Genomic DNA, 25,127 nt, shown 5'->3' with positions numbered 1-25,127 from the left:
GCGACGTACGCGGCCGTTCAGCGGGGCTGCGCCGGATTCTGCGGCGTGCCGTGGGACGGCGGATTGACCGGCGGGCCGGCCGTCTGCGGGGACACCCCGGTTCCCCCGCTCGGCCCGGGGGCCTGTTCCGGTGTGAGCCCGGCCGGGGAGCCGCCGGACGGCGCGGCCCCCGACTCCAGTTCCTCCAGCCGGACCTGCAGCGCCTGGACCACGGGGAGCCGGTTGGCGTGGGCCTCCTCGTACGCGAGCAGCTGCCGCACCCCGTCCTGCGACAGGGTCCGGACGCGCTGCTTCACCGCCTCCAGGCCGAGGTGGTCGTAGTCGGGAAGCGGCAGTGCGCCGTGCTTCGGTGCCCCCGACGTCCTGTCGTCGGCCATCGTTCACTCCTTCGGTCGTGGTCCTTCTCGTGGTTCCTCAGGTGGTGGGCCGGTGACCGAGCGCCCTGACGATCTCGTCCGCGTTGTGGAAAGTGCCGTCCTCCGGGAGCCGGCGCGCCTCTTCCAGCACCGGTTCGGGCGCGTGGCTCTCCTCCAGGGCGCGCAGCACGGCACGGCGGTCCGCCGGGAAAACCGTCCGGTCGAGGTGCCGGGCGATCTCCAGGCGCAGGGCGTCGGCGCCGGCCTGCGCCTCGGCCTGCTCGCGGGCCTCTCCGGGGGGCGGGACCGGACCGCCCGGGTGCACCACGACGTCGTCGTCGGCGGTGGGCTCGGGGTCGTGGGCCTCCTCCGCGTGCGTGTGCTGGCCGGACCGGAGGTAGCCCTCCAGTTCGTGCTTCCGCTCGTCGTCCTCGCGCGGGCTCACCGGGTTGCTGCCTCGCTCCATCCTGTTCATGTCCTGGGCGCCTCCTTCGTTCCTGCGCGTGCTTGGGCTGCCCTGCCGCAGGGCCGGGTACCCGGGTACGGCAAACCCATACGAACCGGTCGACCGGTGCCGGAGCGCGCTGTGCGGCGGTCAGGGCCAGGACGGTTCCTTGCGCGGCACGACGACCAGTTCGGAGACCGCGCTGCCGGGCGGCACCGAAAGGGCGTACAGCAGTGTGTCGGCCACGATGTCGGGGCTCTGCAGCATCGAGACGTCGGCGTCCGGGAACCGCTCCAGGATGAACGGCGTCTCCATGCCGCCGGCGATGATGCCCGTGACGCCGATCCCCGGGCAGTCCCGCTGCGCCTCCTTGAAGAGGGTGTGCGTGAACGCGCGCAGGCCCGACTTGCCCGCCGAGTACGGTCCGGCCTCGGTCCAGGTGCGGTTCGCCGCTGTCGAGAGGATGTTGACGATGTGTCCGCCGCCGCGCGCGATCATGCGGCGATACGTCTCCAGGCACAGGTACATGGGGCCCAGGAGATTGGTGGTGACGACGCGGGTCACCTCCTCCGCCGTCAGGTGCTCGATCGGCTTGGAGACGTCGACGGCGGCGTTGTTGACCAGAATGTCCACCGCCTGCCCTTCCGCGTCCAGATCGCGGAAGACGTCCGCGACCATCGCGGAGTCGCAGACGTCCAGCTCCACGAAGCGGGCGTCGTGACCGGCCCGGGTCAGGTCCTCGCACAGCTCCCGTGCGGTCTCTTTCCGTACGTCCGCCGCGAGGACCGACGCCCCCGCCCCGGCGAGCCTGCGCGAGATGGCGGCTCCCAGTCCCCGGGCGCCCCCGGTCACCAGTGCCTGCTTTCCCCGAAGATCGACCTGCACTGCGCTGCCCATGTCCCTGCCTCTCCTTGACTGCACCGTCACCGGTACCACCGTGTGCGCCGGGAAACCGCTCCGTCTCTCACTGTGACTCCGCCGGGTGCCCGCGGCACGCCGTACTAGGCCGCCTCCCGGGGCCCGTGGGAGTGGCCGCCGTCACCTTCACCGGCCCCGCGCTCACCGGCCCTGCCGTCCCGGCCGGCCCTGTGAGCAAGCACACGAGAAGTACGGATTCCCAGGCGGCACAAGGGCTGTGCGGACCGGCCGCCGTCACCGCGCCGCCCCGCGGCGGCTCTTGTCCGTTCCGGTCTGCCACGATGGTCGACGCCGTCTCCCGGGGTGAACCGCCCCCGGGCGCCACGGCACCAGACAGATCCGGTGGATCAGCCGCGCAGAGCAGCCGGCCGTCCGACGTCCGCCGTATGCCGCACCTGCCTCCCGGTACTTCACTGTGTCTTCTTCCTCCGCCGTCCGCTCCGGCACGTCCGCGTCCGCCACCGACCGCTCGCCCTGGCGTTCCCTCAGGTACCGCAGCATGCGCTGGTGGTCCGTCGCGAACTTCGTCTCCAACGCCGGTACATGGATGCAGCTGACCGTGCAGAACCTGCTGGTCCTGCAGATCACGGGCTCCGCTGCGGCGACGGGTCTGTCCATGTCCGTGCAGGCGGCGCCTGGCCTGCTGATGAGTGTCGCGGGCGGCGCCGCCGTCGACCGCTGGCCCCGCAAACTGACCGCGGCCGCCAGCCAGGCGCTGCTCGGTGCCGTGGCGTTCCTGACGGCGTTCCTGGTGGCCTTCGACCAGCTCAACCTCGGCATCCTGATGGCGCTCGCCGCCGTCACCGGTGTGATCGCCACGGTCGACGGGCCGGCGTGTGCGCTGCTGGGCAACGACCTGGTCCGCACCGAGGACGTGCCCTCCGCCATCGGCGTGGGTTCCTTGGTGCACAACGCCGGGCGGCTCGCGGGCGCGGCGCTCGCGGGTGCGACGGTCGGCTTCCTGGGCACCGGCGCCGCCTATGCCGCCAACGGGCTCTCGTTCGTGTTCGTCGCCTGCGTCATCCCCTTCCTGCGTCCCGTGCACAAGACGGTCCCGCGGGCGGAACGCGGAGCAGTGCCCGCGCCGCGGCGCGGGGACGGGGGCGCGGCGCCCCAGGACGATATGACGGTGCGTCAGGGCCTGGCGTTCTTCATGCGCCGCCCGCGCCTGGTCGCGCTCGCCGGCATCAGCGGCATCAGTGCCATGTTCGGACGCAACTACGGCCTCACCCTGGCGGTCCTCGTCACGGGTCCGCTCGCCGGAGGCGCCGGGGCGTTCGGCACGGTGTCCACCGTTCTCGCGGTGGGCGGCATCGTCGGCGCCGTGCTCGGCGCCCGGCTGCGCAAGCCCTCCGTACGCCTGGTCGGCACGCTGGCCGCCGCGGGCGCCCTGCTCCAGGTGGTGGCGGGACTGTCGCCGTCGCTGGCCGTGCTGCTGGTCCTCGTTCTGCCCATGGCCGTGGTCGAATCCGTGTCGGACACCGCCGGGACGACGGTCCTCCAGACGGACCCGCCCGCGCACCTGCGCGGCCGTGTCCTCGGCGTCTGGGGCAGCATCCGCACCCTGTGGGGTCTGGCCGGACCGCCGGCGCTCGGCCTGCTCATGGAGCTCGCCGGGGCGCGGGGCGCCCTCGTCACCGGTGGACTGCTCATCGCGGGCGCGATCGGCGCGGGCTGCCTCCTGCACCGTCGCCGTACGGCCCCGCCCGTGGTGCTGCGCACGGAGGAGACCGTCGCGGCCGAACAGCGCCCGGCCCTGATCACCGCCGCCTGACCACCACGGCCTGATCACCGCTCGCCGACGCGCCGGCCGCCCTTGCCGCCGGCGAGGTCGGGGCGGCCGCCGCCGAGGCGGCGGGCTCATGCCTGCGCCACCGCGGTCCTTCCGGGCCCCGCCGCCGGCCCGCGCGAGCGAGCCGGCTCCGGCTCCGGCAGGGCGCGGACCGCGTCGACGACCTCGTCGACACCGATCCTCAGCAGCCGTTCGTCCGGGAGCCGTCCGTGGGCGTCCCCCGGGCGGGGCGAGTCGTCCCCGCCGGGGTGCCACAGCACGCGGTGCCGTGCGCCGGCGGGCGGCCCCCACAGCCGCGGTGCGACCGGGCCGAACAGGACGACGGACGGCGTGCCCAGTGCCGTCGCGAGGTGGGCGAGCCCGGTGTCCCCCACCACCACGCAGCGCGCCTGCCCGACCAGCGCGGCGAGCCGCTCGAAGGGGACGTCGTCCCCGCCTCCCAGCACCGCCCCGGGCGGCAGGCCCGCCGCGCACGCCACCCGGTGTGCGAGCGGCCCCTCTCCCGCACCGGCGGTCACCACGACATCCTGGCCCGAGCGGTGCAGCTCTCCCGCCACGGCCGCGAACCGCTCGGGCGGCCAGCGGCGGGCGCCCGCGTCGGCGCCGGGGTGGATCACGACGGCGCCCGGGGCCGGGGAGGGGACGGGCGCGGGCGGGATCCACACCTCGCCGGGGTCCGCGGCGATGCCGTACCAGGCGAGCAGCCGGCACCAGCGGTCCCGCTCGTGCTCGTCCTCCCGCCACACCGGCCCGGCGATCCTGGGCGTGCCGGGGTGCGCATAGGCGAGCAGGCGTCGGGGGCCGAGCCGCTGGAGGAGCAGGTGGCTGGGCGGGCCGTTGCCGTGCAGGTCCACGGCGACGTCGGGTTCCGGTCCGCTCCAGGCCAGCTCGGCGGGCACGTCCCGTCCGGTCGCCGTGGTGGGCAGCAGCCGGTCCACCAGGCCGGTGGCAGCGGCCGCCGCCGCCAGCCTGCGGGGTCCGGCGAGCACGAGGTCGTGGCCGGGCAGGTGCCGGCGCAGCGCACACAGCGCGGGCACCGCCGTCAACAGGTCGCCCAGGCCGAGTGCGCGCAGCACCAGCACGCGCGGGCTCGCTGCCACCGCCCGGTCGCCGTCGTCCCGGGGGGCCGCATGGCGGGGCGTGCTCACGTCACGTACACCTCTCTCGCGTGAAGGCGGCCCGGACCGGCAGTGCCGGGGCGGTCAGGCCGGGGACGGGCCGGACCGTACGGCGGCCTGCGCCGCGCGGCGGGCCAGCAGGGTCGTCGAGCGGCCGTCGAGGTAGGGCAGGACGACCGCCTGGCCGCCCCACGCCCGCAGGACCTCCGCCTCGGGCAGGTCCTCGACCGCGTAGTCGCCGCCCTTCACCCACACGTCCGGGCGCAGTCTGCTCAGCAGCGCCTCCGGGGTGTCCTCGTCGAACACCGCGACCGCGTCCACGCTGCCGAGCGCCGCGAGGACGCGTACGCGGTCCGCCAGGTGGTTGAGCGGCCGGCCCGGACCCTTGCGGCGGGCGAGGGACGCGTCGGAGTTGACGCACACGATCAGGCAGTCGCCGATCCGCCGCGCGCTCTCCAGCAGCCCCACATGGCCCGCGTGCAGCAGGTCGAAGCAGCCGCCGGTGGCGACGACCGTGCCGCCGCGGGCGCGGACCTCGCCGGCCAGGGCGAACGGGTCGGTCTCGCGGGTCCGCGGGGGCGCGGCCGGAGCCGCCGTCCGCCACAGGGCCGAGTTCCCGGCACCCCCCGCCGCGACGAACGCGGCCGCTTCGGCCACGGCCCGCTGCACGGCCTCCTCGGGGAGCGCGCCGTCGGCCAGTGCCGCGGCGGTCGTGGCGGCGAAGCAGTCGCCGGCGCCGCACGGGTCGCCCTCGGCCCGGTAGGGGACGGGCACCAGCATCGGCGTCCCGCCGCCCGGCAGTGTCAGCATCACGCCCCGCTCGCCGAGCGTCACGGCGACGGCAGCGGCCCGCCAGCGGTCCGCGAGGTCCGAGCCCCGACGGGCGTGCGCGCGCAGCGAGTCACCCGTGTCGGCGTTGCACAGGGCACGGGTCTCCGCCGCGTTGGGCGTGACGATCCGGGCCCCGGGCACCGGCGCGTCCCCCCGCGGATGCGGGTCCCACACCAGCGGTACGCGACGGGCCGCGGCGGCGAGTTCGTCGCGTACGGCTCGCGCCGTGTGCCGCCCGTAGTCGGCGACGAGGACGGCACGGGCCCGCTCCAGGGCGTCGCGGACGGCACCGTCCGGCGTGCCGGGGATGCCGCCGCCGCGGTCGATCCGTACGAGGGGCCGGCCGCCCGCCAGGACCCGGGTCTTCACGGGGAGCGAGCCTTCGAGCGGCAGTTCCACGAGCCGTACGCGGCCTTGCAGAGCGGTCCGCACGACCTCGCTGGCCGGATCGTCGCCGAGCGCGGTCACCAGGGTCACGTCCCGGCCGGCGCGGGCTGCCAGCGCGGCGGCCAGTCCGGCTCCGCCGGGCCGTCGCCGGTCGCCGGTGACGTCGACGACCGGGGCGGGCGCATCGGGCGACAGGCGGGTGGCGACGCCGTCGACGTCCTCGTCCAGGAGCACGTCGCCGACGACCACGAGCGGCGCGAGCCCGGTCACGAGGTCCTCCGGTGCACGGCCACGGGCCGGTTCACGACCGTCCCGGCGACCGGTGACGCCGCGTCGAAGCATTCGCAGAGCAGGTGCACGGCGACGAGATGGGCCTCCTGCACGGTCGCCGTGGACGGGGCGTCGATGCACAGCGCGTCGTCGGCCGCCTCGGCCAGCGGGTTGGGGCCCGGCCCGGTCATGGCCCAGACGCGCAGTCCGGCCGCCCGGCCGGTCACGGCGGCGGAGATCAGGTTGGCACTGCGCCCCGACGTCGACAGCAGGACGAGGACGTCGCCGCGGCGGCCGTGCGCGGACACCTGCCGGGAGTACACCTGGTCGAACCCGTAGTCGTTGCCGATGGCGGTGACGCTGGACGTCTCCGCGTGCAGGGAGATGGCAGAGAAGGCGGGACGTTCCTGCCGGTACCGTCCCACGAGCTCCGCGGTGAGGTGCTGGGCCTGGGCGGCGCTGCCGCCGTTGCCCGCGGCCAGCAGGCGGCCGCCGGCGGGGAGTACCGCGGCGAGGTGTGCGGCCCAGTCCGCGATCCGGCCGATGCCGTGCCGGCGGAACCGGCCGAGCGCGTCCTGCAGCGACTGGCAGTGCTGGTGCGCGTCCTGGAGTGCAAGGTGTTCGCTCATCGTCGTCGGGGGCGGCGCGTCGTACGGGACGACGGCCTGACCCGCACCTCCTTCGGGCGTCGGTGCTGCGCGAGGGTTCGCACGGCGGCGTGCGTCTCAGGTCGCTCCTGTCATGGCGTAGCGGGCGGCGAGCACCGTGGCGTACACCGTCTCGGTGGCCGCCGCGACCCTGGGCCAGCCGTAGCGGCTGAGGACGCGGCGGCGGCCTGCCGCCCCGCATGTCTCCCGCAGGGCGGGGTCCGCGAGGAGTTCGGCCGTGGCGCGGGCGAGGGCATCGGGAGAGCCGGGCGGCACGAGACGGCCGGTGGCCGGGTCGGCGACGGTGTCGAGCTGGCCGCCCACCGCGCTGGCGACGACCGGCTTGCCGCAGGCCATCGCCTCCAGGGGCACGATTCCGAACGGTTCGTAGTCCGCGGGGCAGAGCACCACGTCGGCGCTCCGCAGCAGCGGTGCGACCTTCTCCGAGGGGACGCCGCCGGTGAACGTGACCCGGTCGGCGACTCCCTCCGACTGCGCGATGTGGCGCAGCCGGCGGACCTCCGGGTCGTCGTCGAGCCGGTCCGCCGGAGGGCCACCGACCACGACGAGTTCGGCCTCGGGCAGCCGGCTGAGGGCGGCGATGGAGACCGCCGCGCCCTTGCGCGGCACGAGGCGGCCGAGATGCAGCAGCCGGTGGCGGTACGGACCCCGGTCGGCGACCGGCCCGTGCGGCGTGAAGTGATCGGTGTCGACGCCGCACGGAACGACGCTGATCCGGTGGGCCGGGATGCCCATCCTGCCGAGTTCGACGACCTCGTCGCGGCAGGTGGCGATCACCCGGTCGCACGCCAGACCCACTTCCTTCTCGCAGGCGATGCGCGCCGGCGGGCTGGTGTCGAGCTGCCTCTGGTGACGCAGCTTCACCGTGCCGAGCGCGTGGTACGTCTGCAGCAGCGGGAGCCGCAGGTCGGCGACCGCCTCCAGGGAGGCGAGACCCGACATCCAGAAGTGCGAGTGCACGAGGTCGGGCGGGCGCGCCTGCCACTCGCGGACGAGGTGGCGGCTGAAGGCCAGCATGTGCGGCAGGAGTTCGTCCTTGGGGATCTTCTCCTGAGGTCCCGCGTGCACGTGGTGCACCTCGACGCCGTCGCGCAGCCGTACGCGCTGCGGGAGGTCGGGGGCGTCCCGGCGGGTGTAGACGGTGACGCTGTGGCCCCGGTCGGCGAGTGCGCAGGCGAGGCGCGCGACGTGCACGTTCTGTCCGCCCGCGTCGACGCCGCCCAGGGTGGCGAGCGGGCTCGCGTGTTCGGAGACGAGCGCGATGGACAGTGTGCCGACGGGGAGAGGGCCGAGGGATGTCATGAGCGCACCTCCGTGATCAGACGCTCCCAGTCGTTCAGGAAGCGTTTGAGCCCGTACCGTTCGAGAGCTGCGTGGCGGGCGCGCGCGCCGTCCTCGGCCGCGGCTTCCGGTTCGGCCAGGTAGCGGCGGGCGGCCCGCGCCAGCACCTCGGGCCGGGTGGACAGCGTGCCCGCGCCGGGCGGGATCGCCTCCACCGCTTCGGTGGTGGCGAGGGCCACGACGGGCATGCCCAGGTGCATGGCCTCCAGCAGGGACAGTCCCAGGGAGGTCCAGCGCACCGGGTGCAGATACAGCCGGCGCTCCGCGAGGGCGGTGTGCAGTTCCTGCTGCGGCAGATCGGCCGTGCGGCACCGGTCGGCGGGGAGGCCGAGGTGTGCGGCGAGGCCCTCGGTACGCATGCCGAAGACGTCGAGGGGGGCCGCCTCCGACAGGGCCGGCAGCAGGTCCGTACCGGTGTACCGGCCGCGCCGGACCGGCTCGTTGACGACGACGGCCGCGCGGGCCAGGTTCCCGGTGTACTGGTGCCCAGGGTCGACGATGCCGTGTTCGACGACGTGGGTGCGGGTGGAGCCGTTGTCCCAGAACAGCCGGTTGAAGTGGGTGACATGGACGAGCGTCAGGTCGTCGCGGTCGGCGAAGGGGTGCCGCGTGTCGGGGACACTCCCGTCGGGCGCGTTGTGCTCCAGGTAGACGGCGGGCACATCGCGGCCGGGGCGGCGTCCGCCGAGCCAGCGTTCGGCGAGGTCCATCTCGTGCGGGCGCTGGAGGAGGACGAGGTCGACCTGTGTCCGGCCCAGCTCCTGCGGCGTCACCTCCCGGACCGCGTCGGGCCAGGAGAAGGTGCGGGCGCGGCCGAGACCGTCCGGGTCACGGCGTGGTGTGACGGGAACGAGGTACGTGTGGGGGCCCTGGACGAAGGCGGTCGTCCAGGATCCGTGAACGTGCCACAGCAGGATGTTCATACGCTCGCTCCTCGTTCTGTTCCGGATGCCCGGCCCGGGACGACCGCTCCGGCCGGAGCGGTTGCGGTGTCCGGGCCGCCGCCGAGCGCGGTGACGGCATGGAGCACCGCGCTGTCGGTGACGGCGTCGAGGCAGGGGTGGCCGGGGACCGGGCAGCGACGGGCTCTGCTGCCCGCGCACGGCGCGTGCTGGTCGCCGAGCAGCACGTGCGGAACGCCGTAAGGACGCCAGCGCTCGGCCGGGACCACCGGCGCGAACAAGCAGGCGACCGGCGTCCCCACGGCGGCGGCGAGGTGCGCGGGCCCGGTGTTGCCGACCACGGCGACGCTCGCCCGCGCGAGGACACCCGCGAGGTGAGGGAGGTCGGTGGCACCGCCGAGGTCGAGGGCGTGGTCGTCGGCGACGCGGGCGGTGAGGTCCTTCTCCCCGGTGCCGCCGGTGACGACGACGCGGTGTCCTGCGGCGGTGAGCGCGGCCACGGCACGGGCCGCCCGCCCGGCGCTCCACGACCGGGCCGGGACCGCCGCCCCGGGGTGGAGCACGACGTACGGCTCCGGTCCCGTGAGGTGGGTGGTGTCGGGCGGGTCGCACACGCGCAGCGCCCCGGAGTCCGAAGGGGGCAGCGGGAACCCGGCGTCCCGGGCCAGGTCGAGGGCGGCCTCGGCCTCGTGACGGCGGGGCAGCCGGTGGTGGCGCAGGTCCAGCAGGGCGCCGGGGTAGTCCTCGCTGTCGGCAGCGGTCCAGCGGACGCCGCCGAGCTTCAGCAGGAGGGCGACGGGCAGCGGGCTCTGGTGGTAGGAGACGAGTACGAGGGCGCGGTCGTAGCGGCCGTCGGACAGAGCCGTCAGCAGGGCGCGGGTCTCCTCGTGCGAGACGGGCGCCGGTTCCAGGCCGACCCAGGGCGCGTCGTACACGAGGACCTCGTCCACGCCGGGCAGGAGCCGCGCGGCCTGCTCGCCGTGCGGCCCGCACAGCAGGGCGGTGTGCGAGGAGCCCGCCGCCACCGCGCGCACGGCGGGTCCGGCGAGGAGGACGTCGCCGGCGCTGTCCAGGCGGACGACGAGGGTCCGGGGGGCCGTCATCGGCGGCCACCCGGTGAACGGGCCAACACCAGGCGGACGGCTTCGATCAGGTCGGTGGCCGTCTCCTCGGCGGCGGTGATCTCCTCGGGGCGCGTCGCCGGGGTCGGCACCAGCACACCGCGCGCGCCTGCCGCGCGGGCGGCCGCGATGTCCGAGCCGATGTCCCCGATGACGACGGTGCGTTCGGGGGTCGCGCCGAGCCGTTCGCAGGCGGCGAGCACGAGGCCGGGCGCCGGTTTGCGGCAGCCGCAGCCGTCGTCCGGTCCGTGGGGGCAGACGGCCCAGACCGCGAAGGGTCCGAACAGCGCGTCGACCCGCTGCCGCACCGATTCGACCTGACGTCGTGTCAGCACACCGCGGGCGACGCCCGACTGGTTGCTGACGACGCCCACCGGGATTCCCAGCGAGCGCAGGGCGGCGACGGCTTCCGGCGCGGACGGCATGGGTGTGACCCGGGCGGGATCGCCGTTGTAGGGGACGTCGGCGACGAGCGTGCCGTCCCGGTCGAACAGGACCGCCTGCGGAAGAACGGCGTGTGCACCCGTGCCCCGCCGGGACGCGGCGGCGTGCGGGCGCGCGCCCCTGGGTCCGTAGAAGAGCCAGGGACCGGTCGCGGGCCGCCGGGGGCGCACCGTGGAGGGCGAGGTCATGGCAGCACCCGCTGCCGGAACGCCTCGCGCGGAGCGCGCGGCGGCCTCGTCGTGGCCACCGGGTCGAACGGCGGTGTGGCGCGGTGCCTCACCTGGCCGCGCAGCCAGTGCCAGGTCGCTGCGGGGGGAATGAGGACGCTGGTCAGCGCCATGGTGACGATCTCGTGCCGGGTCCGCGGGCCGGGCGCGATGCGTGCCGCGGCCAGTTCGGCGGTGCCGGCCAGCCAGGCGGCGGCGCAGCCGGCGGCCGCCGCGGGCCGCCGCAGTGCCGCGCACGACAGGGCGGCCACGGCGGCGGCCGTGACGGCGAGGTGGCGGGGCAGGCGTCCGCGCGGGGCGTCCGCGCGGATCCACCAGTCGGGACCGTGCAGCCGGTTCATCAGCGCGTCGTCCGCGTTGCCCGCCTGGAGGCGTACGGACACCCACCGGTCGGCCGGGCGGACGGGGTGCGTGGTGCTGCGGGTGCCGGTGTTCAGCGTCCAGCCCGCGGCGAGGAGCCGCAGGGCCAAATCCGCGTCCTCGCGGAAGGCGCGGCGGAACCGTTCGTCGAATCCGCCGACGGCGTCCAGGGCTTCCCTGCGGTACGCCATGTCGGCGGTGATCCACCGGGCGGTGGCCAGACCCGCGGTGTTGCGCTCCCAGTCCGTGGGGCGGCGGTCCGAGGGGAGCGGCACGGTGATGCGGGCCGCGACCCCCGCGGTCCGGTACGTCGTGGCCGCGAGGTCGCGCGTGAGGTCCTCGCCCCAGGTGGGGCCGGGCACCACGTCGTCGTCGAGGAAGACGATCCAGGGCACGGGACCGGCCGACTGGCGCCCCGTGTTGCGGGCAGCGGCGGGCCCGCGCGCGCGGCCGGGGACGACGGTGGTCACGGGCTGCAGGGCGGCGGGTATCTCGACCGGGAGAGGCGTGGCGCCGGCGGCCGGCCGGTCGTCGACGAGGACCACCCGTGCCGGTTTCGGTCCTGAGGCGTCCGCCAGCGCGCGCAGGCAGACGTTCAGGCTGGGGCGTCCGATGGTGGGGACGACCACGGCGTAGGCGGTCTCGGGCGACCACGGTCCGAAGGCGGTCATCGCATGGCTCCCTCGTCGGTGCTCTGGAAGAGACCGGCGCGCCGGATCGCGTACGGCCCGATGGCCAGCAGGTCGACCGGTGCGGAGCCGAAGCACTCCAGGGCGTCGCGCGGGTCGTCCACCATGGGACGGCCGGCCGTGTTCAGGCTGGTGTTGACCACGACGGGAAGGCCGGTGAGCCGCTCGAACTCGCCGAGCATGCGGGCGACCAGCGGTTCGCTCTCGGGATCGACGGTCTGGATGCGGGCGGTGCCGTCGACGTGCACGACGGCCGGGATCCGTTCCCTCCAGGCGTCCGCCACGTCGTGGACGAACAGCATGTAGGGGCTGGGCAGCGGGCCGTCGAAGATGCCGGCTGCGCGGTCGGCGAGCACCATGGGCGCGACCGGCCGGAACTGCTCCCTGCCCTTGACGTCGTTGAGCCGTTCCAGGTTCCCCGCGTGACCGGGGTGGGCCAGCAGCGAGCGGTGGCCCAGAGCCCTGGGGCCGTACTCCGAACGCCCTTGGAACCAGGCCACGATCGCGTTGTCGGCGAGCGCCCGGGCGACGGTCGCGGCGATGTCCGCGGGCCGCTCGAAGGGCACGGCCGCCGTCTTGAGCCAGGCGCCCAGTTCCGCGTCCGACCAGTCCCTGCCGAGGTCCGCGCCGGTCATGGGCTGCGGGTCGTCGCCCTGGCCGGCCGCGAGGAGCAGGGCGCCCCCGAGCGCGGTGCCCGCGTCGCCGGCGGCGGGCTGCACCCATACGCGGGAGAAGGGGCCCTCGCGGGCGATACGGGAGTTCGCCACGCAGTTGAGCGCGACGCCGCCGGCGAGGGTGAGGACGCTGTCGTGCGTGCGTCCGTGCAGCCAGCGCACGAGGTCGAGGAGGGTCTCCTCCAGGACGGCCTGGGCGCCGGCCGCGACGTCGGCGTGGTCCTGGGTCCAGGGCTCGTCCGGGCCTCGCGGCGCGCACAGTTCGGACCAGGGGACGGCCGTGGCCCGAAAGCCTCCGTCACCGGTGGGGTGCACGTACCGGCGCAGTTCGGGCAGCATGCGGGGGGAGCCGTGCGAGGCAAGTGCCATCACCTTGAACTCGTCGGAGGAACGCAGGAATCCGAGGTGTTCGGTGAGTTCCTCGTAGACCAGGCCCAGGGAGTGCGGCAACTCCTGTGCGTGCAGGGCCTCGAGGCGGTCGCCCACGCGGTGCGCTGCCAGGTGCGAGGCCCGCTCGCCGCGGCCGTCGAGGACCAGCACCGAGGACGTCTCGGCACCGGGCGCGGCGAAGGCGCTCGACGCGGCGTGCGCCATGTGGTGCGGGACGAATCGCACTGCCTGCGGCTCGAGTCCGGGCAGCGCCTCCGCGAGGAATCCCGGTGCCTGGCGGGCGTAGGTCAGCCTGAGGTGGTCCCAGGGGTCGTCCAGGCCCATGGCGTCCGCGGGCCGGGCGAGGGCGGGGTCGAAGGAGTACGCCACGGCGTCGAGGTCCTGGGGGCGCAGTCCGGCCCTCTTGAGGCACCAGGCGGCGGCCTTCTCCGGAAGTTCCCAGGCCGAGAACGGCACCGGTCGCTTGCCGTGCTTGCGCCGGGAGAAACGTTCCTCCTCCGCGGCTGCCACGCATCGGCCGTCGATGACGAGGGCGGCGGCGGGGTCGTGGAAGAGAGCGTTGATTCCAAGAATGCGCATGGAGTGCCAGGCCTTTCGGCGGATCGGGGCGGAGCCGGCCGCGCCATGGGGAGGCGGCCGGAGGGGCTCGGCCGGATCAACTGTCCGTGTGGGCGCGGAACCAGGCGATGGTGCGCCGCAGACCCTCCTCGGCGGCGACGCGCGGCTCCCACTGGAGCTTGTCGCGGGCGAGGGTGATGTCCGGGCAGCGCACGGCGGGATCGTCCGTCGGCCGTTCGATGAAGCGGATCTCCGAGGTCGAGTCCGCCAGCTCGATGACCAGGCGGGCCAGTTCGAGCATGGTGATCTCGGCGGGGTTGCCGATGTTGACGGGTCCGCGCATCCCGTGGGCGGCCGCCGCCAGGATGCCGCGCACGGTGTCGTCGATGTAGCACAGCGAGCGGGTCTGGAGCCCGTCACCGGTCACGGTCAGGGGCTGACCCGTGAGTGCCTGCCGGACGAAGGTCGGCACCGCGCGCCCGTCGTAGCCGCGCATGCGGGGACCGTAGGTGTTGAAGAGCCGCACGATCGCGGTGTCGACGCCGTGAGCGTCGTACTCGGCGGTGGTGAGCGCCTCGCCGAAGCGTTTGGCCTCGTCGTACACGCTGCGCGGGCCCACGGGGTTGACGTTGCCCCAGTACCGCTCGTTCTGCGGGTGCTGCTGGGGGTCGCCGTAGACCTCGGAGGTGGAGGCGAGGACGAACCGTGCGCCGCTGCCGCGGGCGAGAGCTAGGGCGTTGCGGGTACCGAGGCTGCCGGCCTCCAGGGTGTGCAGGGGCAGACGCAGGTAGTCCGCTGGGGACGCCGGCGACGCGAAGTGCAGTACGAGGTCGGGCGGCCGGTCGACGGTGAGCGGCTCCGAGACGTTGGCCTCCACCAGGGTGAATCCGGGGCGGTCTCGGAGCTCGGATATGTTCTCGGGCCGTCCGGTGCTGAAGTCGTCCACGCATGTGACGTCAGTGCCTGCCTCCAGCAGCGCCGTGCACAGGTGCGAACCGACGAACCCCGCGCCGCCGGTGACGACGGCGTGCTCCCAGGTGGGCGAGAAAGCGTTGGTCATGTCCGTCTCCTCTGGCATGGGCGGCGATCGCCTGGGCCGTCGTCGGCGCCGACCGGCGCGGGGCCCTGACCGGCAGGTGGCCGGTCGCGAGACCTGCGATCACCCTGCCGGGCGACGCCGCAGACGGCACGGCGACGTGGCATTCGGATGAATTACGGTGCGTGAAGGCATGCGGGACGAAGAGTTGGTTTCCGCAGGTCCCTCCCTGTGTCAAGGCCGGTCACAGGCTTGGTCACGGCCTGCTGATCATGCGCTACTGCCTCCAGGTATCCACGAAACGTGGATACAGCCGCCCGCCTGGCAGAAGTCCGGCCGGGGCAGGCCGGCGCGCGTGAGGCGCTGACGCCGTCCGGCCGGCGCCGTCTGCGGCGCGTGACTGTGGGCTCAGCCTGATCAGGCTCACGACCGGCTCGGGCGCAGGGCAGCCGCCTCCGGCATGGATGCCGTGGTCGCGCGACGGCGCCCCGCGGCGCACAGCGCCAGGAGCGGCCTCGCCGCAACGAGGCGGGACTCGGGGCCACGCACGTCGGCATCGGCCACGAGCCCGCGCTCGGGCCCGCAGCGAGCGCAGCCCCTGCCCTCAGCGCCAAGAGCCGCCTCGCCGCACGAGCCGGGCCTGGCGGCGCGCGCCCGTCGGCGTCGGCACGATCCCCGCGCTCGGGACGCCCGCCCAGCAGGCGGCGACCGGCCCCGCGGCGCACAGCGCCAGGAGCGGCCTCGCCGCAACGAGCAGGAACCCACGCGGGGCGACTTCAGCCGTCGGCGTCGGCTCCGCGATCCGGCGGCGGGGACGCGCCCGGCCACTGGGCACGGTCGTCCTGGGGGTGGTCGCAGCGGCCCGGGTGCGGCCAGCGCGTGAAGCGGCCGTCCCCGCGTTCCACCAGGAGCCGCCCGTCGTGGGCCAGCACTCCTCGGGGGCGGAGCCCGGTCAGGCTCGCGGTCGTGTACGCGGCGCTCAGGCTGCCCAGGTCGTGGACGATGCCGATCTTGAACAGTGAACGGGTCTCCGCGATCGCCTCGTGGTCGCCCGCGCGCATCACGACCCGCAACTCCGGCGCGACTGCCAACGCCGCCACGCTCACCGCGATGTTGTCCAGGTCGTCCGACGCCACCGCCGCCATCGCCTGCGCCTTGTGCAGGCCGAGCCTGCGCAGGACGAACCTGTCCTTCGCGTCGGCGACGACGACGGGCAGGCCCATCGCCCTGGCCAGACGCAGGTTGGGGGCCGCCGGGTCCCGCTCGACCGCGATCACACCGATGCCGAGGGCCTGCAGCCGGGTGCACAGGCGCAGCCCCACCTGCCCGAGGCCCACGACGACGACGTGGCCCGCACGCGGCAGCGCCCGCGGCCCGACGATGCCGACGGAGCGCGGGGCGAGCAGGCGGTCGATCATGCCCGCGGTGAAGACGGCGGTGAACACCATGGTGACGAGCATCGCGACGATCGCGAACGCCGGGTACGCGACGTCCTCGCCGTGCACCGACACGGGCCCGACGGTGGACACGGTGCGCGTCGCCTCGAAGAGCGCCTCGACGGGCGGGCGGTGGTGCAGAGCCATCAACCAGGCCCAGTCCGACAGCAGGACGGCGAGCAGGCCGGCGAGGCCGGTCAGCATGATGCGTGAACTGCCGTCGTGGGGCCGCAGTTGCCCCCGGATCTTGCCCAGCCGCGCCCGGTACCTCAGCGACCGCGGCGGCCGGTACGGCTCGAGCCGTACGCCCTCCCCCGCCCAGCGTGCACCGGCATGGCCGGAGGGCGTGCGGTTGAGCGCGAGGAGGTCGGGCTGGAGGCAGGCGGCCAGCAGGACCGGCGCCGCGACATCGGCCGGTGAGGTCACCTCGCAGTTGGGGACCACGCGCACGAGTTGCTCGGCGACGGTCCGGTCGAAGACGGTGACCACCAACGTGACGTGGGGACGGATGTGTTCGACGGCGAGTGCGTAGCGCAGGGACTCGACGTCGTCGTCGAGCAGGATCGCCACACCCGCCACTTCCTCCTTCAGGGCTCGGCGGAGATCCTCGTCCGTGGGCTGGGTGAGATGGTGCACGTCGTGTCCGGCCGCTTGCAGGGAGCCGCACACCTTGCGCGCCACGTCGCTGCCGATCACGACGAAACGCCGACCCGGCCCACCGCTCTCGGGAAGCGGGGATCCGGCCGTGTGGTGTGTGCGCCGCTCCGTGAAGTCACCGGTGCGCAAGGGTTCGGAGGCGGTGGTTGCAGTCATCGGTCCGGTCGAGGTCGCAGGGACAGCCGCACGGACCAGCGGATCGCGTTGCGGCAGTACGCCCAGGGCCGGCCCCGGTACAGGGCGGGGAGCGACCTCCGATAGAGGCGCCGCAAGGCGGAGGACGAGCGCGGGGATCGCCCTGACGCGTCGTTCGATGTGTCTCCCGAAGGTAGGAGCGGCCCGCAGGCGGCACCACAGACAAATGTCACACGCTCACCCGCCCTGGTCAGACAGATGCTCAAAGGCCGGGGCCGTTTCGCGTCAGGAACGGGAAATCTCTCCCGTGCCCTGGCCGTCCGGCCGGACCTGTGCCTACGATCCGGACCGCCGAACCGGCAGTTCCGGCTGTGAGTGCAGAAGCGCCGTGACAGCCCGCCGCAGAGCCTCGGGAGCCTGCGGCCCCTCCGTGTGGTGTGCGTGTGCCGTCCTCTTCTCCGTGCCGGCCCGCGAATCCGCCTGCTTCACGCACCTCCTTCAGTCCTGCGAAAGTCGAGGAACCCCATGAGCGCGCAACCGACGACCACCACCGCCACCGCGGCAGGCGGCGATCCCGGGGACGGACGGCACCATGCGTCCGCCGACGGTCTGAAGGCCGGTCTCAAGAACCGCCACCTGTCCATGATCGCCATCGGCGGGGTGATCGGAGCGGGCCTGTTCGCCGGCTCGGGCAAGGGCATAGCCGCCGCCGGACCGGCCATCCTCGTGTCGTACGCCCTCGTGGGCCTGATGGTCGTCCTCGTGATGCGGATGCTGGGCGAGATGGCCGCGGCCGATCCCAGCTCGGGATCCTTCTCCGCCTACGCGGACCGGGCGCTCGGCCGCTGGGCGGGCTTCTCGATCGGGTGGCTGTACTGGTTCTTCTGGGTCGTGGTCCTCGCCGTCGAGGCAACCATCGCCGCCGAGATCCTCGAAGGCTGGGTGCCCGCCGTCCCGCAATGGGGCTGGGCACTGATCGTCATGGTCGTCCTGACGGCCACCAACCTCGTCTCCGTCGGCTCCTACGGCGAGTTCGAGTTCTGGTTCGCGGGCATCAAGGTCGTCGCGATCGGGGCGTTCGTGGTCGTCGGCGGTCTCGCCGTGTTCGGACTGCTGCCCGGTTCGGACAACCCGGGCGCCGGTCTGGCCCATCTCACCGACGCCGGGGGCTTCTTCCCCAACGGCTACGGCGCGATCCTCACCGGCATCCTGATGGTCGTCTTCTCGTTCATGGGCAGCGAGATCGTGACTCTGGCCGCGGGCGAGTCCGCCGACCCCCAGCGCGCTGTCTCCAAGGCCACCAACAGCGTGATCTGGCGTGTCGCCGTCTTCTACCTCGGCTCGATCTTCGTCGTGGTCACACTGCTGCCGTGGAACGACAAGTCGATCGTGGAGGACGGCTCGTACGTCGCTGCCCTCGACTCCATCGGCATCCCGCACGCCGGCCAGATCATGAACGTGATCATCCTGACCGCCGTGCTGTCCTGTCTCAACTCCGGCCTCTACACCGCCTCCCGCATGGCCTTCTCCCTCGGACAGCGAGGTGACGCGCCCGCGACCTTCGCCCGCACCAACGCGCGCGGCGTCCCGATGGCCGCCATCGTCTCCTCGGTCGCCTTCGGCTTCCTCGCCGTGTTCTTCAACTACAAGTGGCCGGACACCGTCTTCGAGTTCCTGCTCAACGCCTCGGGTGCCGTCGCCCTGTTCGTCTGGCTGGTCATCTGTTTCACCCAGCTGCGGATGCGCGGCATCATCCTGCGAGAGGCCCCGGACAGGCTCGTCGTCCGGATGTGGCTCTTCCCCTACCTGACCTGGGCCACCATCGCCATGATCTCGTTCGTGCTCGTCTACATGCTGTTCGACGACTCCGGTCGCCGGCAGGTCGTGCTGTCCCTCCTGGCCGCCGCGTTCGTCGTGAGCATCGGTGTGGTCCGGGACAGGACCCGGCTGCGGTAGCGGGCGGTCAGGGGGCGCGGGCCGGCACGCCGGCCCGCGCCCCCGCGTCCGGGGCGGGAGCTCAGGTCCAGCGGACGTTCGCGCGTTCGAGCAGAGCGGACTGGCCGGCCGGCGTCCGGAGGCAACCGCGGTTGCCGCATGTGCAGCGGGCCCCGGGGTCTCCTCGACACGGCCGGCGTCGACGGCTACATCGGCGACACCAAGGCGGACGGCCTCGGGGGCCGGGCGTGCGCCCGGCGGCTCACCGTCGTGACTCGGCCCGCGTGGCCCCGATGCCCGCGGCGACCACGAGGACCGTGCCGGCGATCTGCGGCACGGCGGGGGTCTGGGAGATCAGGACCATGGCGGCCAGCAGGCTGACGGCCGGTTCCAGACCGGCCAGCGTGCCGTACGTGGTCTTGCCGATGCGCTGCAGTGCCTTCATCTCCAGCAGGAAGGGCAGGAGGGGCATCAGGACGGCGATGCCCGCCGCGGCGGCGGCCGTCTGCCAGGTCAGCGCGCCGAGGGCGCCCGGCGCTCCGAAGGGTGCGGCGGCGACGGCGGCGACGGCGAGGGAGACGGCCAGCGCGTGGGGCGCGGACAGGCGGCTGCCGACGTGCGCGGTGCCGACGACGTACAGCGCCCAGCAGGCGGCCGACCCCAGGCCGAACAGGACACCGGTCAGGCTGGTGGAGCCGGTCCAGGGCGAGGTGAGCAGGACGACGCCGGCCGCCGCGAGCGCCAGCCACGCCAGCTCCCTGACCCGGTGGGACGCGAACACGGCGACGGTCAGCGGGCCGAGGAACTCCAGCGCCGTGGCGGTGCCGAGCGGCAGGCGGGCAGCGGCTTCGGAGAACAGCAGCATCATTCCGGCGCTCACGACGCCGAGGAACCCGGTGGCCAGCAGGTCGCGCCGCGGAACCGTGCGCAGTGTCCGCCACAGGGACCCGCCGGTGACCAGGAGCAGGAGCACGGCCGCGAAGGTCAGGCGCAGCCATGTGGTGCCCGCCGGGCCGAGGGAGTGGAACAGCTCGGTCGCCAGCGCACTGCCGGTGTGGAGCAGGAGCATGGCGACGAGGACGAGAACCGGTCCGGGCATCATGCGGCGGCCGGGAGCCGGGGCCGTGACCGTCGGGGAGGAGGCGGTCGGCAGGGCGGCGGCGGACGTGTCGGAGGTGGCGGTCACCGGCCCATTGCAGCGGCAACCGTCTGTTTCTGTCCACTGGCCGAAAGTGGACCGACCGGCCACCTTTCGTGGACAATCAGCGGATGGCCACGGACGACATGGAACGACTGCCCGACCTGGGCCGGCTGAAGCTGCTGGTCGAGCTGCACCGCCTCGGCACCATGGCCGCCGTCGCCGCCAGTACCGGCTACGGGACCTCGGCCGTCTCCAAGCACCTGGCGGTGCTGGAGCAGGAGGTCGGTGTGCGCCTGCTGACACCGGACGGCCGCCGCGTCCAGCTCACGCCCGCCGGTGAGCGACTGGTCGAGCACGCGGTGGGCATTCTCGCGGCGGTGGAGGCGGCGCAGTCCGAACTGCGCGGCACGGCGGATCCAGTGGGGCGGGTGCGCCTGGCGAGCTTCTTCACGGCGGTCGAACCGGTGGTCCTGCCCGCGCTGGCCCGTCTGCGGGAGCGGTATCCGAGGGTCGCGGTGGAGGTGCATGAGCACGAGCCGGAACACACGGCGCGGCTGCTGCGCTCGGGCGGCGCCGACCTGGGCGTGGTGTACGACTACAGCCTGGTGCCGCGGACGGTGCCGCCGGAGCTGAGCGCCCGGCAGTTCGAGGAGCAGCCGCTGTACCTCGCCGTCCCGGCCGGCCACGCCGACGCGGGCCGGCCGGTCGCCGTGTCGGACCTGGCGGAGTTCGCGGACACCGGCTGGATCGCCAACTCGCGCGGCACGGACGACGACGAGCTGGTGCAGCGCGTCTGCGCGATCGCCGGCTTCGTCCCCCGCATCGCGCACCGGGTGGACAGTCTCAGCCTGGTCAACAGCCTTGTGGGGGCCGGTCTCGGTGTGGCGCTCCTCGCGAGTTCGGGCATCGAGCGGCACCGTACGGACGTGGCCTTCCGGCCGCTGGACCCGGTCGCCGGCCTGCGCCGCAGTTTCCTGCTCGCGCGCGCAGGCCAGTGGTCGTGGCCGCCCATCGCGGCCCTGGCGTCGACGATCACCGACGGCCGTACGTGACCGCCCGGGCGGCCCGGCAGCCGCCCTCTGCCGACAGCGGATTTCCGGGACCCGCTGCCGCCGCACGTGCTTGGGTGGCGGAATGGAGATCTTGATTCTGGGCGGTACGGCGTGGCTGGGGCGAGAGGTCTCGCGGCAGGCCGTGACGCGGGGCCACCGGGTGACGTGCCTGGCCCGAGGGGAGAGCGGCCACGTGACCGAGGGGGCGGAGCTGGTGACGGCCGACCGGGAGGACTCCGGCGCGTACGCATCGCTGTGCGACCGTACGTGGGACGCGGTCGTCGAGGTGTCGTGGCAGCCGGGGTTCGTACGCGAGGCGCTGGCGGCGCTGGCGGACCGGGCGGGTCACTGGACGTACGTCTCGTCCGTCAGCGCCTACGCGTCCCATGCCGTGCGCGACGCCGACGAGTCCACAGAGCTGCTGGACCCGGCGGAAGGGGACCGGGCCGGCCGTGAGCGGTACGGGCAGGCGAAGGTCGCCTGCGAGCGGGCTTCCCTGGCCGCCGTGGGAGACCGGCTGCTGATCGCGCGCGCCGGCCTGATCGGCGGGCCCGGTGACCCCAGCGGCCGCTCCGGCTACTGGGTGGCCCGCGCCGCACGCGACCCGTTCGGGGCCATGCTCGTTCCCGACGACCCGGCGTCGCCGACCCAGGTGATCGACGTCAGGGACCTGGCCTCGTGGCTGCTGGACGCCGCGGAGGCGCGGACGACGGGGACGTACGACGCTGTGGGTCCGGTGGTGCCGTTCGCGCGGTGGCTGGAGCTGTCCCGTGCCGTCGGCGGGCACACCGGGCCAGTGGTCGCGGCCGCGCCGGCGTGGCTGCGGGAGCGGGAGGTGGCGCAGTTCATGGGTCCCGACTCGCTGGCGATGTGGCTGGACGAACCGGGCTGGGAGGGCTTCTCGGCGCGCAGCGGCTCCGCCGCGCGCGCCGCGGGGCTGCGGCATCGCGACCGCCAGGACCTGATCTGCGACACCCTGGTCTGGGAGCGGGCGCAGGGCCTGGACCGGACCAGGCGCGCCGGTCTGAGCGCCGCGCGTGAACGCGAACTGCTGGACGCCCTGGAGCGGGTGGGAGCCCCGGGCCAGGACTGAGGCGCGTCGGGGAACGGGGGCCGCGGGTGCGCGGGCCGGCCGCCCAGGGTCTTTCGTTTGGATCAGGCCGGATCGTCAGTGAGTGGGGGTCCCCCCACGCCCGCAGGGCGTAGGGGGAGGGTCTGGTGCGTGCGATCGCAAGGCGGAGGAGGGAGACAATGGCGGAGCCATGGCGACCGACGACAACGCGGCGAGCGTGCGTGCCAGGGCCCGCGAGCCCGGCATGATCCAAACGAGAGGCCCTAGCCGGCCATGCGCGCGGCGGCCTCCTCCAGGCAGCGCACGACCTCGCTGTCGTCGGTCTGCGCGAAGTCGGCGTAGAACTGGCCGATCGCGAAGAACTCGCGCGGCGTGCCCAGGCAGATCAGATCGTCCGCCTCGTCACCGAGCCGCATCGTCCAGTCCTCGGGTGCCACCGGGACCGCCAGCACGATCCGGGCTGCTCCCCTGGCGCGGGCGATCCGGCAGGCGGCCCGGGCGGTGGATCCCGTGGCGACCCCGTCGTCGACCAGCACGACCGTGCGGCCCTCGACCGGCAGCGGCGGCCGGTGCCCGCGGTAGCGCCGGGCGCGTTCCTCGAGCACCGCCCGCTCGCGCGCCTCGACCTGCTCCAGTTCCTCCGGGGTGACGCGGGCGCCCCGCACGATGTCGTCGTTGACGACGCGGACGCCGCCCTCCCCGAGCGCGCCCATGCCGAGCTCCGGCTGGTAGGGCACTCCCAGCTTGCGCACGAGGCACACGTCCAGCGGCGCGTCCAGTGTCCGGGCGACCTCCGCCGCGACCGGTATCCCTCCCCTGGGCAGCCCCAGCACCACCGGCTTGTCCTGCTCGAAGCCCCGCATCCGGGCGGCCAGTCGGCGTCCCGCGTCGAGGCGATCCACGAAGAACACGATCGGCCTCCTCTATCCCTGGCAGCGGCCGACCCCCTTGCCATTCTCGTCCCCGTCGAGGCTCCCCGCCGCCGGAGGGCCGCCCGGCCCCGGATGACGCCGTGGCGAGCGGGCTACCGTGGAGGTCATGGACGGTGACCTCGTCACCCTGTTCCTCAGCGGCGACGTCATGCTCGGCCGCGGCGTCGACCAGATCCTTCCGCATCCCGGTGATCCGGCGCTGTCCGAGCCGTACGTGCGGGACGCGCGCGGCTACGTCGAGCTGGCCGAGGCGGTGAACGGTGCGATTCCCCGCCCGGTCCCGTTCTCCTGGCCCTGGGGCGAGGCGCTGCCGCTGCTCGACGCCGCCGCGCCCGACGTGCGGCTGGTGAACCTCGAGAGCTCCGTCACCCGCAGCGGCGACGCCGCGTACGGCAAGGAGGTCCTCTACCGGATGCATCCGGCCAATCTGCCCTGCCTGTCGGCCGCCCGTCCCGATGTGTGCACCCTCGCCAACAACCACGTCCTGGACTACGGCCGCCTCGGGCTGGAGGAGACGCTCGCGAGCCTGGCGGCCGCGGGCCTGCGCACGGCCGGCGCCGGCCGGGACCTCGACGCCGCCCGGCGGTGCGCAGCTGTCCCCGTGCCCGGCGGCGGTCGGGTGGTCGTCGCCTCCCTCGGCCTGGAGTGCAGCGGTGTCCCGCCGAGCTGGGCCGCCACCGCCCGGCGCAGCGGGGTCCATTTCGCGGCCGGTCCTTCGCCTGCCGTCGCGGCGGATGTGACGGCCCTGCTGCGCCGGGCGAAACGGCCGGGCGACGTGACGGTCGTCTCCGTCCACATGGGCTCCAACTGGGGCTACCGCGTGCCCCGCGAGCAGGTCCGCTTCGCCCACGCGCTCGTCGACGCCGGCGCGGACGTCGTCCACGGGCACTCCTCGCACCATCCCCGGCCCGTCGAGGTCTACCGCGGCAGGCTGGTCCTCTACGGCTGCGGCGATCTGATCAACGACTACGAGGGCATCACCGGCTACGAGCGGTACCGGGACGACCTGCGGCTGCTCCTCGTCGCCTCCGTCGAGTCCGGCACCGGCCGCTTCCACGAGCTGCGCATCACGCCACTGCAGGCGCGGCGCATGCGGCTGACGCACGCCTCGGACTCCGACTGCCGCGCTGTGCACGAGGTCCTGAGCCGGATCGGCGACGGCCTCGGCACCCGTATGCGGGCCGAGCCGGACGGCTCGATCACGGTCCGGCCGTCCTGAGCACGCTGCGTCGCGCCGCGGTCCCGCATGGCGATCACCCCGTGCGACGCGTGATGATGGAGCTGCCTGCCCACGGGCACCGGTCGCGCCAGGACGCCCGAAGCGACGCGAGTCCCGCGTTCCGGGGACGGAGAGGGGAAGGGCCCAGATGTGCCGATGGCTTGCCTACTCGGGAACCCCGGTGCTCCTCGACTCCCTTCTGTACCGCCCCGCCCACTCCCTGATCGACCAGAGCCTGCACTCCAAGATGGGCGTCGAGACGACGAACGGCGACGGCTTCGGCATCGGCTGGTACACCCCGGGCATCGACACCCCGGCCGTGGTCCGTGACACCGGCCCCGCGTGGAACAACCGCAATCTGCGCGAGATCTCCGCCCATGTCCGCTCGCACCTGTTCTTCGCGCACATCCGGGCGTCCACCGGTTCGGCGATCCAGCAGACGAACTGCCACCCCTTCCGGCACGGGCGCTGGCTGTGGATGCACAACGGCGCGATCACCGACTTCCACTTGCTGCGTCGGGACCTGTGCCTCCTCATCGACCCGTCGTTGTTCGCCGACATCGAAGGGTCGACCGACTCCGAGGTCATGTTCTTCCTGGCGCTCAGCCTCGGCCTCGACCAGGACCCCCCGGGCGCCGTCGCGCGCATGGCGGGGCACGTGGAGAGCCTCGGCCACCTGCACGGTGTGGAATTCCCTCTCCAGATGACCGTGGCCGTCACGGACGGAGGGGACCTGTGGGTCTTCCGCTACTCCAGCGAGCGCCGCTCGCGGTCCCTGTACTTCAGCGCCGAGGTCGAGACCCTGCGGGCGCAGCACCCGGATCTGGAGTTCCTGGAGGGCCTGTCCGACGAGACGCGCCTGGTGGTGTCCGAGCCGCTCAGCGGCCTGCCCGGTGCTTGGAACGAGATCCCCGAGTCCAGTTACGGCCTGGTGCGCGCCGGCCCGGACTTCATGCAGCCGTTCGTGCCGGTTCCGAACGGGGGCACACCGGCGGAACGCGCCCTGCGGTGACCGCACGGC

At 74.0% G+C, this 25,127-nt stretch carries 21 protein-coding genes and 1 pseudogene; 6 read left to right on the top strand and 16 right to left on the bottom strand.

Annotation, left to right across the window (positions count from 1 at the left end; all coding sequences use genetic code 11):
- Window positions 1–17 precede the first annotated feature (17 nt).
- From HW130_RS23090 to HW130_RS23080, 3 genes are all read right to left on the bottom strand, one after another.
- A complete protein-coding gene (locus tag HW130_RS23090) occupies window positions 18–377 on the bottom strand; it encodes a hypothetical protein (RefSeq protein WP_177151568.1) in 360 nt (119 codons plus the stop codon).
- Between the two features lie 37 nt (window positions 378–414).
- A complete protein-coding gene (locus HW130_RS23085) occupies window positions 415–831 on the bottom strand; it encodes a DUF2795 domain-containing protein (protein ID WP_177151567.1) in 417 nt (138 codons plus the stop codon).
- A 120-nt stretch (window positions 832–951) separates the two neighbouring features.
- Window positions 952–1,698 (bottom strand): SDR family oxidoreductase, encoded by a 747-nt coding sequence (locus HW130_RS23080; RefSeq protein WP_177151566.1) that lies wholly within the window; start codon window positions 1,696–1,698, stop codon window positions 952–954.
- Between the two features lie 520 nt (window positions 1,699–2,218).
- On the opposite strand from HW130_RS23080, the gene HW130_RS23075 reads away from it, so the two are divergent.
- Window positions 2,219–3,493, top strand: a complete 1,275-nt coding sequence (locus HW130_RS23075) for an MFS transporter (protein ID WP_218183887.1) — start codon at window positions 2,219–2,221, stop codon at window positions 3,491–3,493.
- Between the two features lie 86 nt (window positions 3,494–3,579).
- On the opposite strand, the gene HW130_RS23070 is transcribed toward HW130_RS23075, so the two are convergent.
- The 11 genes from HW130_RS23070 to HW130_RS23020 all read right to left on the bottom strand — a co-directional run bounded on the left by HW130_RS23070 (window position 3,580) and on the right by HW130_RS23020 (window position 16,776).
- Window positions 3,580–4,659: a glycosyltransferase family 9 protein gene (locus tag HW130_RS23070; protein ID WP_309140533.1), complete on the bottom strand. Its 1,080-nt coding sequence runs from the start codon at window positions 4,657–4,659 to the stop codon at window positions 3,580–3,582.
- Between the two features lie 54 nt (window positions 4,660–4,713).
- Complete coding sequence (gene rfaE2 / locus HW130_RS23065) at window positions 4,714–6,117, bottom strand: D-glycero-beta-D-manno-heptose 1-phosphate adenylyltransferase (protein ID WP_177151565.1); 1,404 nt, start codon at window positions 6,115–6,117, stop codon at window positions 4,714–4,716.
- The gene (locus HW130_RS23060; protein WP_177151564.1) at window positions 6,114–6,746 is read right to left on the bottom strand and encodes an SIS domain-containing protein; all 633 of its coding nucleotides are present in this window, start codon (window positions 6,744–6,746) and stop codon (window positions 6,114–6,116) included. Before HW130_RS23060 ends, rfaE2 begins: the two co-directional genes overlap by 4 nt.
- 96 nt (window positions 6,747–6,842) lie before the next feature.
- Window positions 6,843–8,087 (bottom strand): glycosyltransferase, encoded by a 1,245-nt coding sequence (locus tag HW130_RS23055; RefSeq protein WP_177151563.1) that lies wholly within the window; start codon window positions 8,085–8,087, stop codon window positions 6,843–6,845.
- Window positions 8,084–9,049, bottom strand: coding sequence for a glycosyltransferase (locus tag HW130_RS23050; RefSeq protein ID WP_177151562.1), 966 nt, complete (start codon window positions 9,047–9,049; stop codon window positions 8,084–8,086). The genes HW130_RS23055 and HW130_RS23050 overlap by 4 nt, the downstream gene beginning before the upstream one ends.
- Window positions 9,046–10,131 (bottom strand): glycosyltransferase family 9 protein, encoded by a 1,086-nt coding sequence (locus HW130_RS23045; RefSeq protein WP_177151561.1) that lies wholly within the window; start codon window positions 10,129–10,131, stop codon window positions 9,046–9,048. The genes HW130_RS23050 and HW130_RS23045 overlap by 4 nt, the downstream gene beginning before the upstream one ends.
- Complete coding sequence (locus HW130_RS23040) at window positions 10,128–10,781, bottom strand: HAD-IIIA family hydrolase (protein ID WP_177151560.1); 654 nt, start codon at window positions 10,779–10,781, stop codon at window positions 10,128–10,130. Before HW130_RS23040 ends, HW130_RS23045 begins: the two co-directional genes overlap by 4 nt.
- Window positions 10,778–11,851 carry a glycosyltransferase family 2 protein gene (locus tag HW130_RS23035; protein ID WP_177151559.1) on the bottom strand — a complete coding sequence of 358 codons (1,074 nt, stop codon included), beginning with the start codon at window positions 11,849–11,851 and terminating at the stop codon, window positions 10,778–10,780. The genes HW130_RS23040 and HW130_RS23035 overlap by 4 nt, the downstream gene beginning before the upstream one ends.
- Window positions 11,848–13,512: a carbamoyltransferase C-terminal domain-containing protein gene (locus tag HW130_RS23030; RefSeq protein ID WP_177151558.1), complete on the bottom strand. Its 1,665-nt coding sequence runs from the start codon at window positions 13,510–13,512 to the stop codon at window positions 11,848–11,850. The genes HW130_RS23035 and HW130_RS23030 overlap by 4 nt, the downstream gene beginning before the upstream one ends.
- 76 nt (window positions 13,513–13,588) lie before the next feature.
- Window positions 13,589–14,551 (bottom strand): UDP-glucuronic acid decarboxylase family protein, encoded by a 963-nt coding sequence (locus HW130_RS23025; protein ID WP_177151557.1) that lies wholly within the window; start codon window positions 14,549–14,551, stop codon window positions 13,589–13,591.
- Between the two features lie 752 nt (window positions 14,552–15,303).
- Entirely contained in the window at window positions 15,304–16,776 is a 1,473-nt protein-coding gene (locus HW130_RS23020) for an NAD-binding protein (protein WP_177151556.1), read from the bottom strand.
- A gap of 504 nt (window positions 16,777–17,280) precedes the next feature.
- Between HW130_RS23020 and HW130_RS23015 the strand changes: the two genes are divergently transcribed.
- On the top strand, window positions 17,281–18,711 hold the full coding sequence (locus tag HW130_RS23015; protein WP_177151555.1) for an amino acid permease: 1,431 nt from the start codon (window positions 17,281–17,283) through the stop codon (window positions 18,709–18,711).
- A 241-nt stretch (window positions 18,712–18,952) separates the two neighbouring features.
- On the opposite strand, the gene HW130_RS23010 is transcribed toward HW130_RS23015, so the two are convergent.
- On the bottom strand, window positions 18,953–19,876 hold the full coding sequence (locus HW130_RS23010) for an EamA family transporter (RefSeq protein WP_309140532.1): 924 nt from the start codon (window positions 19,874–19,876) through the stop codon (window positions 18,953–18,955).
- 83 nt (window positions 19,877–19,959) lie between these two features.
- On the opposite strand from HW130_RS23010, the gene HW130_RS23005 reads away from it, so the two are divergent.
- Window positions 19,960–20,883, top strand: coding sequence for a LysR family transcriptional regulator (locus HW130_RS23005; RefSeq protein WP_177151554.1), 924 nt, complete (start codon window positions 19,960–19,962; stop codon window positions 20,881–20,883).
- Window positions 20,884–20,965: 82 nt separating this feature from the next.
- On the top strand, window positions 20,966–21,976 hold the full coding sequence (locus tag HW130_RS23000) for an NAD-dependent epimerase/dehydratase family protein (RefSeq protein ID WP_177151553.1): 1,011 nt from the start codon (window positions 20,966–20,968) through the stop codon (window positions 21,974–21,976).
- Window positions 21,977–22,230: 254 nt separating this feature from the next.
- Here HW130_RS23000 and HW130_RS22995 read toward each other — a convergent pair.
- Window positions 22,231–22,866, bottom strand: a pseudogene (locus tag HW130_RS22995) (phosphoribosyltransferase); the annotation flags it as partial.
- 127 nt (window positions 22,867–22,993) lie between these two features.
- Here HW130_RS22995 and HW130_RS22990 point away from each other — a divergent pair.
- Window positions 22,994–24,106 carry a CapA family protein gene (locus HW130_RS22990; protein ID WP_177151551.1) on the top strand — a complete coding sequence of 371 codons (1,113 nt, stop codon included), beginning with the start codon at window positions 22,994–22,996 and terminating at the stop codon, window positions 24,104–24,106.
- 148 nt (window positions 24,107–24,254) lie between these two features.
- Complete coding sequence (locus tag HW130_RS22985) at window positions 24,255–25,118, top strand: class II glutamine amidotransferase (protein WP_177151550.1); 864 nt, start codon at window positions 24,255–24,257, stop codon at window positions 25,116–25,118.
- The last annotated feature ends 9 nt before the right edge of the window (window positions 25,119–25,127 follow it).

The organism is Streptomyces sp. PKU-EA00015 (genome assembly GCF_013387495.1).
Taxonomy (GTDB): Bacteria; Actinomycetota; Actinomycetes; order Streptomycetales; family Streptomycetaceae; genus Streptomyces.
Note: the sequence above shows the minus strand (reverse complement) of the source record. Positions and strands in the feature narration are given on the sequence as shown.

Bases quoted from the DNA above. Each gene is read 5' to 3' on its own strand.
- HW130_RS23050 (WP_177151562.1), bottom strand. From the start codon at position 9,049: ATGAACATCCTGCTGTGGCACGTTCACGGATCCTGGACGACCGCCTTC.
- HW130_RS23000 (WP_177151553.1), top strand. From the start codon at position 20,966: ATGGAGATCTTGATTCTGGGCGGTACGGCGTGGCTGGGGCGAGAGGTC.
- HW130_RS23005 (WP_177151554.1), top strand. From the start codon at position 19,960: ATGGCCACGGACGACATGGAACGACTGCCCGACCTGGGCCGGCTGAAG.
- HW130_RS22990 (WP_177151551.1), top strand. From the start codon at position 22,994: ATGGACGGTGACCTCGTCACCCTGTTCCTCAGCGGCGACGTCATGCTC.
- HW130_RS23090 (WP_177151568.1), bottom strand. From the start codon at position 377: ATGGCCGACGACAGGACGTCGGGGGCACCGAAGCACGGCGCACTGCCG.
- HW130_RS23055 (WP_177151563.1), bottom strand. From the start codon at position 8,087: ATGACATCCCTCGGCCCTCTCCCCGTCGGCACACTGTCCATCGCGCTC.
- HW130_RS22985 (WP_177151550.1), top strand. From the start codon at position 24,255: ATGTGCCGATGGCTTGCCTACTCGGGAACCCCGGTGCTCCTCGACTCC.
- HW130_RS23075 (WP_218183887.1), top strand. From the start codon at position 2,219: ATGCGCTGGTGGTCCGTCGCGAACTTCGTCTCCAACGCCGGTACATGG.
- HW130_RS23020 (WP_177151556.1), bottom strand. From the start codon at position 16,776: ATGACTGCAACCACCGCCTCCGAACCCTTGCGCACCGGTGACTTCACG.
- HW130_RS23035 (WP_177151559.1), bottom strand. From the start codon at position 11,851: ATGACCGCCTTCGGACCGTGGTCGCCCGAGACCGCCTACGCCGTGGTC.
- HW130_RS23025 (WP_177151557.1), bottom strand. From the start codon at position 14,551: ATGACCAACGCTTTCTCGCCCACCTGGGAGCACGCCGTCGTCACCGGC.
- HW130_RS23030 (WP_177151558.1), bottom strand. From the start codon at position 13,512: ATGCGCATTCTTGGAATCAACGCTCTCTTCCACGACCCCGCCGCCGCC.
- HW130_RS23060 (WP_177151564.1), bottom strand. From the start codon at position 6,746: ATGAGCGAACACCTTGCACTCCAGGACGCGCACCAGCACTGCCAGTCG.
- HW130_RS23080 (WP_177151566.1), bottom strand. From the start codon at position 1,698: ATGGGCAGCGCAGTGCAGGTCGATCTTCGGGGAAAGCAGGCACTGGTG.
- HW130_RS23040 (WP_177151560.1), bottom strand. From the start codon at position 10,781: ATGACCTCGCCCTCCACGGTGCGCCCCCGGCGGCCCGCGACCGGTCCC.
- HW130_RS23085 (WP_177151567.1), bottom strand. From the start codon at position 831: ATGAACAGGATGGAGCGAGGCAGCAACCCGGTGAGCCCGCGCGAGGAC.
- HW130_RS23015 (WP_177151555.1), top strand. From the start codon at position 17,281: ATGAGCGCGCAACCGACGACCACCACCGCCACCGCGGCAGGCGGCGAT.
- HW130_RS23045 (WP_177151561.1), bottom strand. From the start codon at position 10,131: ATGACGGCCCCCCGGACCCTCGTCGTCCGCCTGGACAGCGCCGGCGAC.